Annotated in this window: 15 protein-coding genes; 10 read left to right on the forward strand and 5 right to left on the reverse strand. The window is 37.5% G+C overall.

Features of this window, described 5'->3' with window-relative positions:
• The first annotated feature begins 26 nt into the window (after window positions 1–26).
• The 10 genes from murD to pheA all read left to right on the forward strand — a co-directional run bounded on the left by murD (window position 27) and on the right by pheA (window position 11,778).
• Window positions 27–1,340 (forward strand): UDP-N-acetylmuramoyl-L-alanine--D-glutamate ligase, encoded by a 1,314-nt coding sequence (gene murD / locus ACPT8O_RS04760; protein WP_021035485.1) that lies wholly within the window; start codon window positions 27–29, stop codon window positions 1,338–1,340.
• Between the two features lie 21 nt (window positions 1,341–1,361).
• The gene (gene ftsW, locus ACPT8O_RS04765; RefSeq protein WP_021035484.1) at window positions 1,362–2,546 is read left to right on the forward strand and encodes a putative lipid II flippase FtsW; all 1,185 of its coding nucleotides are present in this window, start codon (window positions 1,362–1,364) and stop codon (window positions 2,544–2,546) included.
• Between the two features lie 11 nt (window positions 2,547–2,557).
• Entirely contained in the window at window positions 2,558–3,613 is a 1,056-nt protein-coding gene (gene murG / locus ACPT8O_RS04770; RefSeq protein WP_021035483.1) for an undecaprenyldiphospho-muramoylpentapeptide beta-N-acetylglucosaminyltransferase, read from the forward strand.
• A gap of 97 nt (window positions 3,614–3,710) precedes the next feature.
• Complete coding sequence (murC, locus tag ACPT8O_RS04775; protein WP_021035482.1) at window positions 3,711–5,138, forward strand: UDP-N-acetylmuramate--L-alanine ligase; 1,428 nt, start codon at window positions 3,711–3,713, stop codon at window positions 5,136–5,138.
• 70 nt (window positions 5,139–5,208) lie between these two features.
• The gene (locus tag ACPT8O_RS04780) at window positions 5,209–6,129 is read left to right on the forward strand and encodes a D-alanine--D-alanine ligase (protein ID WP_021035481.1); all 921 of its coding nucleotides are present in this window, start codon (window positions 5,209–5,211) and stop codon (window positions 6,127–6,129) included.
• Window positions 6,129–6,893 carry a cell division protein FtsQ/DivIB gene (locus tag ACPT8O_RS04785; RefSeq protein WP_021035480.1) on the forward strand — a complete coding sequence of 255 codons (765 nt, stop codon included), beginning with the start codon at window positions 6,129–6,131 and terminating at the stop codon, window positions 6,891–6,893. Before ACPT8O_RS04780 ends, ACPT8O_RS04785 begins: the two co-directional genes overlap by 1 nt.
• An 18-nt stretch (window positions 6,894–6,911) precedes the next feature.
• Entirely contained in the window at window positions 6,912–8,189 is a 1,278-nt protein-coding gene (gene ftsA / locus ACPT8O_RS04790; RefSeq protein WP_021035479.1) for a cell division protein FtsA, read from the forward strand.
• Window positions 8,190–8,272: 83 nt separating this feature from the next.
• A complete protein-coding gene (gene ftsZ / locus ACPT8O_RS04795) occupies window positions 8,273–9,538 on the forward strand; it encodes a cell division protein FtsZ (protein WP_021035478.1) in 1,266 nt (421 codons plus the stop codon).
• 38 nt (window positions 9,539–9,576) lie between these two features.
• Window positions 9,577–10,494, forward strand: a complete 918-nt coding sequence (gene lpxC, locus ACPT8O_RS04800; protein ID WP_021035477.1) for a UDP-3-O-acyl-N-acetylglucosamine deacetylase — start codon at window positions 9,577–9,579, stop codon at window positions 10,492–10,494.
• A 126-nt stretch (window positions 10,495–10,620) separates the two neighbouring features.
• Window positions 10,621–11,778: a prephenate dehydratase gene (pheA, locus tag ACPT8O_RS04805; protein ID WP_021035476.1), complete on the forward strand. Its 1,158-nt coding sequence runs from the start codon at window positions 10,621–10,623 to the stop codon at window positions 11,776–11,778.
• A 45-nt stretch (window positions 11,779–11,823) separates the two neighbouring features.
• On the opposite strand, the gene rapZ is transcribed toward pheA, so the two are convergent.
• From rapZ to lptC, 5 genes are read right to left on the reverse strand one after another with little or no spacing between them, the layout of a single operon-like run.
• Entirely contained in the window at window positions 11,824–12,681 is an 858-nt protein-coding gene (gene rapZ, locus ACPT8O_RS04810; RefSeq protein WP_021035475.1) for an RNase adapter RapZ, read from the reverse strand.
• Between the two features lie 17 nt (window positions 12,682–12,698).
• Window positions 12,699–13,193: a PTS IIA-like nitrogen regulatory protein PtsN gene (gene ptsN / locus ACPT8O_RS04815; protein WP_021035474.1), complete on the reverse strand. Its 495-nt coding sequence runs from the start codon at window positions 13,191–13,193 to the stop codon at window positions 12,699–12,701.
• Between the two features lie 2 nt (window positions 13,194–13,195).
• Complete coding sequence (lptB, locus tag ACPT8O_RS04820) at window positions 13,196–13,921, reverse strand: LPS export ABC transporter ATP-binding protein (protein ID WP_021035473.1); 726 nt, start codon at window positions 13,919–13,921, stop codon at window positions 13,196–13,198.
• 3 nt (window positions 13,922–13,924) lie between these two features.
• Window positions 13,925–14,443 carry a lipopolysaccharide transport periplasmic protein LptA gene (lptA, locus tag ACPT8O_RS04825; RefSeq protein WP_011272405.1) on the reverse strand — a complete coding sequence of 173 codons (519 nt, stop codon included), beginning with the start codon at window positions 14,441–14,443 and terminating at the stop codon, window positions 13,925–13,927.
• A complete protein-coding gene (lptC, locus tag ACPT8O_RS04830) occupies window positions 14,424–15,032 on the reverse strand; it encodes an LPS export ABC transporter periplasmic protein LptC (RefSeq protein WP_021035471.1) in 609 nt (202 codons plus the stop codon). Before lptC ends, lptA begins: the two co-directional genes overlap by 20 nt.
• Window positions 15,033–15,057: the final 25 nt, after the last annotated feature.

Below are 15,057 nucleotides of genomic sequence, written 5' to 3' on the forward strand. Positions count from 1 at the left end.
ACTTATAGTAATTAAGAAGAAATAAAATGAATGCCTATCAAAACAAAAATATTACGATCATTGGGCTTGGCAAAACAGGTCTTTCTTGTGTGGATTATCTCTTATCCCAACAGGCGAATATTCGTGTGATTGACACCCGAAAAAATCCTACTGGTATTGATAAACTTCCTAAAAATATTCCTCTTCATACTGGTATTTTAAATCAGGCATGGTTGCTTGAAAGCGATATGATTGTTATCAGTCCCGGTCTTTCAGTAAAAACAGCTGAAATTCAAACCGCACTTAAAGCGGGAGTGGAAGTTATCGGCGACATTGAATTATTCTGCCGTGCGGCGACAAAGCCAATTGTCGGAATTACAGGTTCAAATGGAAAAAGTACTGTAACGACTTTAGTTTATGAAATGGCGAAAGCTGCTGGCGTAAAAGTTGGTATGGGTGGAAATATTGGCATTCCTGCTTTGTCATTGTTGAATGAAGATTGTGAACTTTATGTACTAGAGCTTTCTAGTTTTCAACTTGAAACAATTTGCAGCTTAAAAGCTGCGGCTGCAACTGTCTTGAATGTGACTGAAGATCATATGGATCGCTATGTGGATTTAGAAGATTATCGCCAAGCAAAATTACGCATTTATCATAATGCTAAAGTAGGTGTGTTGAATAATGAAGATAGGCTGACTTTTGGGGAAGGCGAAAATCAAGCGAAACAAACTGTTTCTTTTGCGGAAAAGACAGCAGATTATTGGCTAAAAACAGAAAACGGCAAGCAATATTTAATGGCAAAAGATGAAGTAATTTTGCCTTGTGAAGAAGCCACATTGGTGGGTCGCCATAATTATATGAACATTTTGGCAGCAACAGCATTGGCACAAGCTGTCGGTATTAATTTAGACTCAATTCGTACCGCACTTCGTCAATTTAAAGGATTAGATCATCGTTTCCAATTAGCGCATCAAGCCAATGGTGTTCGTTGGATTAATGACTCTAAAGCAACAAATGTGGGGAGTACAGTTGCCGCATTGTCTGGGATTTATGTTGAGGGTAAATTGCATTTGTTGCTAGGTGGAGACGGAAAAGGGGCTGATTTTTCAGAATTAGCTGAATTAATTAATCAACCACATATTATTTGTTATTGTTTTGGTCGAGATGGTGCGTTGCTTGCAAAACTTTCATCACAAAGCTATTTGTTTGAAACAATGGAACAAGCAATAGAATTTTTACGCCCAACATTGCAAAGCGGAGATATGGTATTATTGTCGCCTGCTTGTGCAAGTCTCGATCAGTTTACTTCTTTTGAAAAGCGCGGCGAAGAATTTACGCGTTTAGCTCAATGTTTAACCTAATTTAGTCACTCACGAAATAAGATGGAATTTTTACAAAATATCAAAAAAAATTACGATGAATGGACACGCATCACACCTCAAGGTTTGTTGTATGATCGCGCACTATTTTGGTTATTTGTTATTTTGCTTTTAATTGGTTTAGTGGCAGTAACATCTGCTTCTATTCCTTATAGCTCTCGTTTATTTAATGATCCTTTTTACTTTGCAAAACGCGATGCTATTTATGTGCTACTTTCTTTGCTAACTTGTTATATTTCATTACAAATTTCTTCTTCGCAATGGGAAAAATGGCACGCTAAAATTTTCTTATTTTCCGTCATATTATTATTGCTTGTTCCCTTTATTGGTACATCGGTTAATGGTGCAAAACGTTGGATTTCATTGGGGATCTTAAACTTTCAACCTGCAGAATTTGCAAAATTAGCACTCACTTGTTTTTTAGCAAGCTATTTTACTCGTCGTTATGATGAAGTGCGGTCACAACATGTTAGTATTTTTAAACCGTTTATTGTTATGCTTGTATTAGGTTGTTTTCTTTTATTACAACCTGATTTAGGTAGTACAGTCGTGCTATTTATTATTATGTCTGGGATGCTTTTTATCGTGGGGGCAAAAATTTTACAGTTTGTAGGATTAATCGCTCTAGGAGGCATTTTATTCGTTTGGCTTGTATTGACAGCTTCTTATCGCCTCAAGCGATTTACAGGTTTTTTAGAACCCTTTAAAGATCCTTATGGTACGGGATTTCAACTAACAAATTCTCTTATAGCGTTTGGTCGAGGAGAAATTACTGGAGAAGGATTAGGTAATTCAATTCAAAAATTAGATTATCTGCCTGAAGCACATACCGATTTCATTATGGCGATTATCGGCGAAGAATTTGGATTTATCGGTATATTTATTGTTATTCTTTTATTAGGTTTATTAATTTTTCGTGCAATGAAAATTGGACGAGAATCCTTAATGTTAGAACAACGTTTTCGAGGTTTTTTTGCATTAGGTATTGGTTTTTGGATTTTCTTTCAAGGCTTTGTTAATTTAGGTATGGCGCTTGGAATGTTACCAACTAAAGGTTTAACCTTTCCACTCGTGAGTTATGGTGGTTCGAGTATTATCATTATGTCCGCCACCATTGGTATTTTATTGCGAATTGATCACGAAAATCGTTTATTTCGTATAGGTCAAGCACGCTTGCGTGATGATTAGAGATAGAAAAGATGAAAAAGAAAAAATTATTAGTGATGGCGGGTGGTACTGGTGGTCATGTTTTTCCTGCGATTGCGGTTGCTCAAACTTTGCAAAAGCAAGGATGGGATATTTGCTGGTTAGGCACGAAAGATAGAATGGAAGCTCAGCTTGTACCAAAGTATGCTATTCCTATTCGATTTATTCAAATTTCTGGCTTGCGTGGTAAGGGCATAAAGGCTTTATTTAACGCGCCTTTTACTATTCTTCGTGCGGTGTTGCAGGCAAAAAAAATTATTCAAGAAGAAAAGCCTGACGCTGTACTTGGTATGGGGGGCTATGTTTCGGGTCCTGCTGGCGTAGCGGCAAAACTTTGTGGTGTACCAATCATTTTACATGAACAAAATGCGATAGCGGGTTTAACGAACAAATTATTAGGTAAAATTGCAAGCTGTGTATTGCAGGCATTTCCAACCGCTTTTTCTAATGCTGAAGTGGTAGGGAACCCCGTTCGAGAAGATTTATTTGAGATGCCAAATCCTGATATTCGTTTCTCGGATCGTGAGGAAAAATTACGGGTTTTAGTGGTTGGTGGTAGTCAAGGAGCGAGAGTTCTTAATCATACGTTTCCTAAAGTGATGGCGCATCTTGCAGATAAATTAGAGATTCGTCATCAAGTAGGCAAAGGTGCGGTAGAAGAAGTCAGCCAACTTTATGGCGAGAATTTAGAACAAGTTAAAATCACAGAATTTATTGATGATATGGCAGAGGCTTATGCTTGGGCTGATGTGGTTATTTGCCGTTCTGGCGCATTAACCGTATGTGAAATTGCGGCAGTGGGAGCCGCAGCAATTTTTGTACCATTCCAACATAAAGATTGCCAACAATATTTAAATGCGAAATATTTATCAGATGTTGGTGCGGCGAAAATTATAGAACAGGCAGATTTAACGCCTGAAATTCTAGTGAATTATTTAAAAAATTTTACTCGTGAAAATTTATTGCAGATGGCATTGAAAGCGAAAACAATGTCGATACCTAATGCTGCACAACGTGTAGCTGAAGTAATTAAACAATATTCAAGCTAGGGCTTGCTGTGTTCTAATGATTAGAAATAAGAAAACGTTGCGAATTTTAACCGCGCTTTTAGTTGAGTTTTGTCATTTGGGAGAAAAGGAAAAATAAATGAAGCATTCCCACGAAGAAATTAGAAAAATTATCCCTGAAATGCGTCGTGTACAGCAAATTCATTTCATTGGCATTGGTGGCGCGGGAATGAGCGGCATTGCAGAAATTTTATTAAATGAAGGTTATCAAATTTCAGGTTCAGATATTGCCGATGGTGTAGTCACTCAACGTTTAGCTCAAGCTGGGGCAAAAATCTACATTGGTCACGCAGAAGAACATATTGAAGGCGCAAGTGTTGTTGTTGTGTCTAGTGCGATAAAAGATGATAACCCTGAATTAGTTGCATCTAAACAAAAACGCATTCCAGTGATTCAACGCGCACAAATGTTGGCGGAGATTATGCGTTTTCGTCACGGTATTGCTGTTGCAGGAACACACGGAAAAACAACAACAACAGCTATGATTTCAATGATTTATACGCAAGCTAAACTTGATCCGACTTTTGTCAATGGCGGTTTAGTGAAATCGGCGGGTAAGAATGCACATTTAGGGGCAAGTCGTTATTTAATTGCCGAAGCGGATGAAAGTGATGCGTCATTTTTGCATTTACAACCAATGGTATCTGTTGTAACTAATATGGAACCAGACCATATGGATACTTACGAAGGCGATTTCGAAAAAATGAAAGCCACCTATGTGAAGTTCCTACACAATTTACCATTTTATGGTTTAGCTGTGATGTGCGCTGATGATCCTGTTTTAATGGAACTTATTCCCAAAGTTGGTCGCCAAGTGATTGCATACGGTTTCAGTGAACAGGCAGATTATCGTATTGAAGATTATGAACAAACAGGATTTCAAGGTCATTACACAGTGATTTGCCCAGATAATGAACGTATTAATGTTCTGTTAAATGTTCCTGGAAAACATAATGCGTTAAATGCAACGGCAGCGTTAGCTGTTGCAAAAGAAGAGGGGATTGCTAACGAGGCAATTTTAGAAGCCCTTGCCGATTTCCAAGGTGCAGGTCGTCGTTTTGATCAGCTAGGCGAATTTATTCGCCCAAATGGTAAGGTGCGTTTAGTTGATGATTATGGTCATCATCCAACAGAAGTCGGTGTAACGATTAAAGCCGCGCGAGAAGGCTGGGGAGATAAACGAATTGTGATGATTTTCCAACCGCATCGTTATTCTCGTACTCGTGATTTATTTGATGATTTTGTACAAGTGCTTTCGCAAGTGGACGCATTAATTATGCTTGATGTGTACGCAGCGGGAGAAGCACCAATTGTTGGAGCTGATAGTAAATCACTTTGTCGTTCAATTAGAAATTTAGGAAAAATCGATCCAATCTTGGTTTCTGACACATCACAATTAGGCGATGTTCTTGATCAAATTATTCAAGATGGCGATTTAATTTTGGCACAAGGTGCGGGCAGTGTAAGTAAAATTTCTCGTGGCTTGGCTGAATCTTGGAAGAATTAATGCCAGATGGATTGATTGAAAATCTTAGCATTAGAAAAATATCATCATAAGAAGAAAAACAGGATAAAAAATGAACTTAAAACAAGAAAAAATTGCTGTGTTATTGGGCGGTATATCTGCTGAACGTGAAGTTTCTCTCAATTCAGGTAACGCAGTATTAGAGGCTTTATTAAACCAAGGTTATGATGCTCATCCTATTGATCCTAAAGAATATAATGTTGCTAACCTTAAAAAGGATGGTTTTCATCGAGTGTTTAATATTTTGCACGGTCGTGGTGGAGAAGATGGCACAATGCAAGGTTTATTAGAGCAAATTGGTTTACCTTACACTGGTTGTGGCGTGATGGCTTCAGCATTGACCATGGATAAAATGCGTACAAAAATGTTGTGGAAAGCCTTTGGTTTACCTGTTGCTGATATGGAAGTGGTTACCCGAGAAACTTTTTCTGAATTAGATCCTCAGTCTGTTGTGGCAAAATTAGGCTTACCACTAATGGTAAAACCCTCTTTAGAAGGATCTAGCGTCGGATTAACGAAAGTAAAAGCGGTAGAAGATTTAAAAAGTGCGGTGGAATATGCGCTTAAATTTGATAATACCATCCTAATTGAAGAATGGCTGGATGGCGATGAATTGACCGTACCTGTGCTTGATAATCAAGTATTACCCGCAATTCGTATTGTTCCAGAGGGCGAATTTTATGATTATGAAGCGAAGTATATTTCTGATAATACGCAATATTTCTGCCCAGCAGGTTTAACGCCTGAACGCGAGCAAGAGTTAGCAATATTAGTAAAACGTGCTTATGATGCAGTGGGATGTCGTGGTTGGAGTCGTATTGATGTAATGTGTGATGCAAAAGGCAATTTCCGTTTGGTTGAGGTTAATACTAATCCAGGAATGACTAGCCATAGTTTATTCCCAAAATCTGCCGCAAGCGTGGGTATTTCTTTTGAACAGCTTGTTGTGAAAATCTTGGAGCTAAGTGTGTAATGAACATTCTGAAAAGAAAAACGCCGCAGAATATTCGTTTTGGAGAACAAAAGCCTAAATATTATTTTCATATTCGGGCTTTCGCGGTATTGCTTGGCGTCTTTTTTTTACTTGGTGTTTATTTTAATTGGCAAAGCATTTTAGAAAAAATGGATGATAAGCCGATTAGCGCATTTGCACTTGTTGGACAAAATACCTTTACTACCGATAATGATATTAAAGAAAGCCTATTAAAAATGGGCGAATTAAAAGGATTTTGGGGGCAAGATGTGGCACCGATTCAAGCTCAAATTGAGGCTTTACCTTGGGTTAAAGGTGCAATAGTAAGAAAAATATGGCCAAATCGTTTAAGTATTTGGGTGTCAGAATATCAACCCGTTGCGTTTTGGAATCAAAATCAATTTGTTACCCTTGATGGTATCGTTTTTCAGCTTCCCTCTGTACGTTTAACAGCAAAAAATTTGCCCTATTTGGGCGGACCCGATTATCAGAGTTTGAAGGTAATTGAGACGTGGAATCAAATTTATGTCAATTTAAAATCAAATAATATAATGGCAAAGGGAGTCAATATTGATGATCGCGGTGCGTGGCAGGTCCAGCTTGATAACGATATTGTGCTAAAATTAGGTCGTGGCGATTGGAAATCAAAACTGGAGCGATTTGTCACAATTTATCCGCAAATTGATGTGCCAGAAAACAAAAAAATAGAGTATATAGATTTAAGATATACGGCAGGTGCCGCTGTAGGTATGGTTGATAGATAAAAATAACTGGGTGTGAAAATGGTTAAAGGTGTGGAAGCAAAAACAATAGTAGGTTTAGAGGCTGGCACGTCAAAAGTGGTCGCTGTGGTTGGCGAAGTATTTCCTGATGGTGTAGTGAATGTGCTTGGTGTAGGCAGTTGTCCTTCAAAAGGGATTGATCGTGGTAGTATCACTGATCTTGATGCTGTGGTGGGTTCGATTCAACGTGCTATTGAAGCGGCAGAATCTATGGCGGATTGTCAGATTATGAGTGTGACTTTAGCCATTACTGGAGAGCATATTCAAAGCCTTAATGAAAGTGGTTTTGTGCCGATAGCAGAAAGTGAAGTAACACAAGAGGAAATCGATTCCGCACTTCATACAGCAAGCTCAATAAAATTGCCAGAAGGCTTATCTTTATTGCATGTTATTCCACAAGAATACGCTGTTGATCGTCAGATGAACATTAAAAATCCATTAGGATTACAAGGCGTGCGTTTAAAAGCACAAGTACATTTGATCGCTTGTCATCAAGATTGGCAAAATAACTTAAAAAAAGCCGTTGAACGTTGTGGATTGCAAGTGGATAAAGTGGTTTTCTCTGGTTTTGCAGCAACACATTCTGTACTAACTGAGGATGAAAAAGATCTCGGCGTGTGTTTAATTGATTTTGGTGCCGGCACAATGAACGTGATGGTTTACACGAATGGTGCATTACGTTTTAGCAAGGTAATTCCTTACGCTGGTAATATTGTGACGAATGATATTGCACACGCTTGTACAATTTCGCGATCAGAAGCAGAACGCATTAAAGTGAACTATGCGAGTGCATTTTACCCAGCTCGCTTGCACGGAGATAAAAAAATTGAGGTAGCAAGTATTGGCGGTCGTGCGCCTCGTTCATTAACAAAAAGTGATTTATCTTTAATTACATCGGCTCGTTATACGGAGCTTTTAGGTGTGGTAAAAGATGAATTAGATAAGTTAAAAGCTGAATTAGAAGCAAAACATATTAAATTTGAATTAATTGCAGGTGTGGTTATGACTGGTGGTGGAGCACAGATTGAAGATCTTAAAGAATGCGCTTCAAATGTTTTCCATTGCCAAGTACGTATAGCAAGCCCATTAAATATTACTGGTTTGACTGATTATGTGAATCGTCCACAATATTCAACGGTGGTGGGATTATTGCAATATAATCACAGTAATAGTGACGATGATTTAATTTCAGGAAGTGATGATTCTGAAGGAACTTTCTTTGAGTCTATTTGGCAAGGAATTAAAAAAATTGTCAATAAAGTGCGGTCAGAATTTTGATTATTTTAATTTTTCATCTACAATAAAGAGAATTTATATTTTATATATTTAGTCAGCTTATCTGGCAGTAACGGAGAATATCAATGCTATACCCAGAGTACCCTGAGTACGACAATTTTAACGAATCCGGCGCACTGATCAAAGTCGTAGGTGTAGGCGGTGGCGGTGGTAATGCCGTAAACCATATGGTAATGAATATGGTAAAACAAGAAATGGGCGGAACCTTTGTTGGCGAAAATTCATTAACATCAGAAGAACACGGTCGTATAGTATTTTATGCCGTCAATACTGATGCTCAAGCATTGCGTAAAAGCCAAGTTCAACAGACTGTACAAATCGGTGGAGAAACAACTAAAGGTTTAGGTGCTGGGGCAAATCCGAATATTGGTCGTAAAGCAGCTGAAGATGATCAGGATGAAATCCGCAAAATGCTTGAAGGCGCAGATATGGTCTTTATTGCAGCAGGTATGGGCGGCGGCACAGGTACGGGTGCGGCGCCTGTTGTTGCTAAAATTGCTAAAGAACTGGGTATTTTGACTGTTGCTGTAGTGACTAAACCTTTTGCCTTTGAAGGCAAAAAACGTATGCAATTTGCAGAGCTTGGTATTAAAGATTTATCCCAATATGTTGATTCAATGATTATTATTCCGAATCAACAAATCCAAAAAGTTCTCCCTAAAAATGCTAAATTAATTGATGCTTTTGCTGCTGCAAACGACGTATTGCGTAATTCTGTAATGGGAATTTCAGATATGATTACCTCTCCTGGTTTAATTAACGTGGACTTCGCTGATGTAAGAACGGTAATGTCAGTTCAAGGGCAAGCTATGATTGGTTTTGGTTCAGCGGTGGGAGAACCCGGTGCGGGTAGAGCAGAAGAGGCGGCTCGCCTTGCGGTACGTAACGATCTTCTAGAAAAAATCGATCTTTCTAACGCTCAAGGAATTTTAGTTAATATTACTGCTGGAATGGATTTAGTTTTTGATGAATTTAACATTATAGGTGAGACAATAGGTAGCTTTGCTTCTGAAGAGGCGACAGTTGTTGTTGGTACGAGTTTAGTGCCTGAGATGAGCGATGAAATTCGTGTAACTATTGTGGCAACTGGTCTAGGGGAAATTGCAGGAAATGAGCCAATTCAAGTTGTTCGTCAAGGGCTTTCTACGCAGAATATTGAAGGCGAAGGGCGTGTAAACATTGTTCCTGAACTTCATCGTCGTGAATCTGTTGAAGTGTCAAGAACTGCATCAGAAGAATATCAACGGCCGTTAGATAAACCGATTACAGATCGCTTGGAAGCATTTAAGAAAAATAATTTCTTTAATCCTGCACAGCGTGAAGAAAATTAATAAGTTTCAGAAAATACCTAGTAAATGAAGGTAGTAGAATGATTAAACAAAGAACATTAAAACAAAGTATTAAAGTGACAGGCGTTGGCTTGCATAGCGGTAAAAAAGTGACATTAACCTTACGCCCAGCTATGCCAAACACTGGTGTTGTTTATTATCGTACAGATTTAAATCCTGCTGTGGCATTTCCTGCCGATCCTAATTCAGTGCGTGATACAATGCTCTGTACAGCACTAATTAATGATCAAGGTGTACGTATTTCTACCGTTGAGCATTTAAATGCAGCTTTGGCAGGGCTTGGTATTGATAATATCATTATCGAGGTTGATGCGCCTGAGATTCCAATTATGGATGGTAGTGCGAGTCCGTTTATCTATTTGTTGTTAGATGCGGGAATTGAAGAACAAAATGCAGCGAAAAAATTTATTCGCATTAAAGAATATGTACGAGTTGAAGATGGCGATAAATGGGCTGAATTTAAACCTTACAATGGTTTTCGTTTAGATTTCACTATTGATTTTGACCATCCTGCTATTGGCAAAGATGTACGTAACTATGAAATGAATTTTTCCGCCCAAGCATTTGTTCATCAAATTAGCCGAGCAAGAACTTTTGGCTTTATAAAAGATATTGAATATCTTCAATCTCAAGGTTTAGCATTAGGTGGTAGCCTTGATAATGCGATTGTTCTTGATGATTATAGAATCTTAAATGAAGATGGCTTACGCTTTAAAGATGAACTTGTTCGTCATAAAATGTTAGACGCAATTGGCGATCTTTATATGGCTGGTTATAACATTATCGGTGATTTTAAAGCCTATAAATCAGGTCACGGTTTAAATAACAAGTTACTTCGTGCTGTTTTAGCAAATCAAGAAGCGTGGGAATTTGTAACCTTTGAAGATAAAGCGCAAGTGCCACAAGGGTATGTTGCTCCAGTGCAAGTGCTTATTTAATTGTTTTATTGTTGAAAAAGCTATATTTCTGGTAGGAAGTATAGCTTTTTTATTTCATCTCGTGCTTAAATGGCGAATCTACTAAAAGTGCGGTCAATTTCGTGGGATTTTTTATAAGGAAGCATTATGGCATTAGAATTATCTGACATTCGCCAACAAATTACGCAAATCGATCGTAGTTTGTTAAAGCTACTTTCGGAGCGTCATCGTTTGGCGTTTGATGTAGTAAGAAGCAAAGAAGTGACGCAGAAGGCTTTACGTGATGTCGCACGTGAGCAGCAACTTTTACAAGAACTAGTGCAATTTGCAGAAAATGAAAATTATCAGCTTGAAGCACAATATATCACTTCAATTTTCCAAAAAATCATTGAAGACTCGGTATTGACCCAGCAAGTCTACTTGCAGAATAAACTTAATGAACAACGTAATCAAAATTTACATATTGCTTTTTTAGGTAAACGTGGTTCTTATTCTAATTTAGCTGCACGTAATTATGCTGCTCGTTATCAAAAACAATTTGTAGAACTAGGATGTCAGTCTTTTGAGCAAGTATTTGAAAAAGTTCAGACTGGAGAAGCTGACTTTGGTGTATTGCCTTTAGAAAATACAACATCGGGTGCAATTAATGAAGTTTATGATTTACTTCAGCATACTGATTTATCATTAGTGGGAGAGTTGGCGTATCCAATCAAACATTGCGTGCTTGTCAATGATAAAACAGATTTGAGTCAAATTGATACGTTGTATAGTCATCCTCAAGTGATTCAACAATGTAGTCAATTTATTCATAGTCTTGATCGTGTGCATATTGAATATTGCGAAAGCAGTTCACACGCAATGCAATTAGTCGCAAGTTTGAATAAACCTAATATTGCAGCATTGGGTAATGAAGATGGTGGAAAATTGTATGGACTTAGTGTATTAAAAACTAATATTGCTAATCAAGAGAACAATATTACACGTTTTATTGTGGTGGCAAAAGAACCTCGTGAAGTTTCATCACAGATACCCACAAAGACTTTATTATTAATGACAACTTCACAGCAAGCTGGCGCATTAGTGGATGCTTTATTGGTGTTTAAAAAGCATCAAATCAATATGACAAAATTGGAATCTCGACCGATTTATGGTAAGCCTTGGGAAGAAATGTTTTATCTAGAAATTGAAGCAAATATCCATCATCCAGATACGAAACAGGCTTTGGAAGAACTACAAAATTATAGTAATTACTTAAAGATTTTAGGCTGTTATCCTAGTGAGATTGTAAAGCCAGTGAGCGTGTAAAAAAAAGTGCGGTCAATAAAAATAATATTTCTATGACCGCACTTTTTATATTTTTTTGTTCCGTTCTAAGGATTTATGTTGAATTTGTACCGTTTTTCCTTTGGCTTGAAAATATTCGCCTAATTGTTGGGCAATATAAACGGAGCGATGTTTTCCCCCAGTACATCCAATGGCAATCGTCAAATAGCTACGATTATTTTTTTCTAACATCGGCAACCAAGTATCAATGTAATTGCGAGTGAGATAAATAAATTCATTGACTTCTGTATGACTATTTAGAAATTCTGCGACAGGGGCTTCTAATCCAGTCATTGGGCGTAATGTTGGATCCCAATGGGGGTTAGGCAAAAATCGTACATCGAAAACATAATCAGCGTCTAAAGGAATTCCATATTTAAAACCAAAAGATTCAACAATAATTTTTAATTCTTTTTCACTATTACCGCGTAAAAATTCGCGTAATCGTTCTGCAAGAGTATGCGTAGAAAGATGGGTGGTATCAAGAATAAGATTTGCGTGTTGAATTAATGGCTCAAGATAGCGATATTCTTCATCTATTGCAGCTTCAAGAGATAAATCTTTTAATGAAAGTGGGTGCAAACGGCGTGAATCGCTATATCGGCGAATCAGGGTGGCGCGATCAGCCTCTAAGAAAATGATTTTAATCTGATGATGTTTTTGTAATGTTGAAAGCGTTTGCTCAAGAGAATTAGCGGGGTTTAGAATATTACGAATATCAAGACTAATGGCGACCGAAGATTGAGATTGAGACAGAATATCAGTCAATTGAGGAAGCAAATCTAAAGGAATATTATCAACACAGTAATATCCTGTATCTTCTAATGCTCGTAAGGCTACAGATTTTCCTGCGCCAGAACGCCCACTAATAATGATAATTTCCATAAATTTCCCCACTGTAATTATTCTTTCACTTCTTCAAGTGTTGTTTCCGATTGATCGATAATTTCAAAAACTTGCCAAATTTCATCCGCACTTTTAGCTGAACGTAATTGCTTCAACACATTTTTATCAGTCAGTTTTTCTATTAATGATGCTAAAACTGGAATGTAGGTTTCACATTGATTTTCTGGAATCAGTAAGGCAAAGATTAAATCCACTGGTTTACCATCAAAAGCATCGTAATCAATCGGATTATCGAGTTGCATAAACACTGCAATTGCTTTATCTGATACTGTTACGGGGATTTTCGCTTTTGGCATTGCAATCCCATTTCCTAAACCAGAATTACCCAGTTTTTCGCGTTCAAAAAGGCATTCAAAACAGGCTTGTTCGCCTTGTTCTGCAAAGATTTGTTCTTCTACAAAATGCGCAATAGACTCAAATAATCGTTTTTTGCTAGAAAAACTAACGCCCTGACGAATATTCTCAGGGCTTAATAATTCAGTTATTTTCATTTTTATAATTTGAATTGTTCGCCAAGATAAACACGTTTAACCTGTTCATCGTTCATCACTTGTTCTGGTGTACCTGTTGCGATAATTTTACCTGCACCAACAATATAAGCGCGTTCGCAAACATCAAGGGTTTCACGAACATTATGATCGGTAATCAAAACACCTAATCCTCGGTTACGTAAGTCGGTGATAATTTTTTTAATATCGCTCACAGAAATAGGATCTACACCAGCAAAAGGCTCGTCTAATAGAATAAAGTTTGGATTTGCCGCTAAGGCACGTGCGATTTCCACACGACGACGTTCGCCGCCTGATAAGGCTTGCCCTAAATTATCTCGAATATGAGCAATGTTAAATTCTTCAATTAATTCATCTGCTTTTTCGCGACGTTGTTGTGGGGTTAAATCTTTACGAATTTCCAATACCGCCATCAAATTTTCATAGACAGTCAAACGGCGAAAAATCGAGGCTTCTTGCGGTAAATAACCAATGCCACGTTGCGCTCGGTTATGCATTGGGAGCAAACTAATGTCTTCGCCATCAATAACAATTTTGCCTTGATCTTGGCGAACAAGCCCAACAACCATATAGAACGTGGTTGTTTTACCTGCACCGTTTGGCCCGAGCAAACCGACAATTTCATTAGAATTTACGGTTAAACTGACATCCGAAACAACTTTACGACTTTTGTAGCTTTTAGCTAAATTCTCTGCAGTCAAAATTGACATAGATTACTTCCCTTTAGCTTGTTGTAATTGAGATGGAATAAGAACTGTTGTTACCCGTGATTTTCCATTACCATTAGCTTTAAGTTGTTGTTTCTTCACATCATAGGTAATAACACTGCCATTAATTTTACTATCAAGCTGCTTTAATTCGGCATTGTTAGTTAATGTTAAAAATTCGTTGCCAAGATCATAATGAACTTTATTTGCTTTTCCATCTATTGGAGTGCCATTATCTAACTGTTGATGGAATGTGACTGGCGTACCGAATGCTTCTACAGTTTCTTTTTTCCCTGATTTTTCAGCAGGACGAGTGATAACAACTTTATTTGCTTTAATGATGATAGATCCCTGTGTAATTACTACATTATCTGTGAATGTCACTACACTTTTTTCCATATCTAAGGATTGATTATCCGAAACGATATTTATCGGCTGATTAACGTCATCTTTCAATGCAAAAGCTGAACTTGATGCTAATACCATCGTTGCAAGAAAAAGAATTTTATTGCTTACTAACTTCATAATATGTTTTTACCTGTTCCTTTAATGTCGCCACTTGTTGGCGTAAATTTCCGACTAATTTTAATCCTGTAGAACTAAAATTTTTACCCTTAATTTTAACCTGTGTTTCGGAAGTCATATCCTGTGTTTTTAAATTGACGACCGCTGATTCGGTTTCAATGCGTTGCAAACGAGAATCTGATGTTAAACTTTGCACGACGACATTACCCTCTAAATACAATATTTGATCTTTTGTCAATCTTGCTTGATTTGCGCTTAATTTCCAGTTTTGTGTGCTAAAAAAATCTACATTTTGATTGGAATTTTGTTCCTTTTCATTTGATGTTGTGGGATATAAATAAACTAAAGGCGCGGTAAAAAGGGTTTGTTCATTGACTGTATAATGCTCAATTTTATCGGATAAAGCCAAATATTGTTTTTTACCCTCAGGGGAAAAAACCGTTGTTTCCATTTTATAACCCACATAATCAGGACTATCTGGTTTTTTCACAAGTTCAGATAAATCTGCGGTTTCCTGATTTAAGGAATAAAACCACGCCAAAGCACAAAGTGCGATAACGCCCAAAATTACATTCCAACGAATATTCATTTTATTTCAATCACTTATCCACAAA

The organism is Haemophilus sp. HN_Hi08, assembly GCF_049824455.1.
GTDB lineage: Bacteria > Pseudomonadota > Gammaproteobacteria > Enterobacterales > Pasteurellaceae > Haemophilus > Haemophilus influenzae_D.

Excerpts from the sequence above, each read along its gene's own strand:
- murD (WP_021035485.1), top strand. The coding sequence starts at position 27 with ATGAATGCCTATCAAAACAAAAATATTACGATCATTGGGCTTGGCAAA.
- ftsW (WP_021035484.1), top strand. The coding sequence starts at position 1,362 with ATGGAATTTTTACAAAATATCAAAAAAAATTACGATGAATGGACACGC.
- murG (WP_021035483.1), top strand. The coding sequence starts at position 2,558 with ATGAAAAAGAAAAAATTATTAGTGATGGCGGGTGGTACTGGTGGTCAT.
- murC (WP_021035482.1), top strand. The coding sequence starts at position 3,711 with ATGAAGCATTCCCACGAAGAAATTAGAAAAATTATCCCTGAAATGCGT.
- ACPT8O_RS04780 (WP_021035481.1), top strand. The coding sequence starts at position 5,209 with ATGAACTTAAAACAAGAAAAAATTGCTGTGTTATTGGGCGGTATATCT.
- ACPT8O_RS04785 (WP_021035480.1), top strand. The coding sequence starts at position 6,129 with ATGAACATTCTGAAAAGAAAAACGCCGCAGAATATTCGTTTTGGAGAA.
- ftsA (WP_021035479.1), top strand. The coding sequence starts at position 6,912 with ATGGTTAAAGGTGTGGAAGCAAAAACAATAGTAGGTTTAGAGGCTGGC.
- ftsZ (WP_021035478.1), top strand. The coding sequence starts at position 8,273 with ATGCTATACCCAGAGTACCCTGAGTACGACAATTTTAACGAATCCGGC.
- lpxC (WP_021035477.1), top strand. The coding sequence starts at position 9,577 with ATGATTAAACAAAGAACATTAAAACAAAGTATTAAAGTGACAGGCGTT.
- pheA (WP_021035476.1), top strand. The coding sequence starts at position 10,621 with ATGGCATTAGAATTATCTGACATTCGCCAACAAATTACGCAAATCGAT.
- rapZ (WP_021035475.1), bottom strand. The coding sequence starts at position 12,681 with ATGGAAATTATCATTATTAGTGGGCGTTCTGGCGCAGGAAAATCTGTA.
- ptsN (WP_021035474.1), bottom strand. The coding sequence starts at position 13,193 with ATGAAAATAACTGAATTATTAAGCCCTGAGAATATTCGTCAGGGCGTT.
- lptB (WP_021035473.1), bottom strand. The coding sequence starts at position 13,921 with ATGTCAATTTTGACTGCAGAGAATTTAGCTAAAAGCTACAAAAGTCGT.
- lptA (WP_011272405.1), bottom strand. The coding sequence starts at position 14,443 with ATGAAGTTAGTAAGCAATAAAATTCTTTTTCTTGCAACGATGGTATTA.
- lptC (WP_021035471.1), bottom strand. The coding sequence starts at position 15,032 with ATGAATATTCGTTGGAATGTAATTTTGGGCGTTATCGCACTTTGTGCT.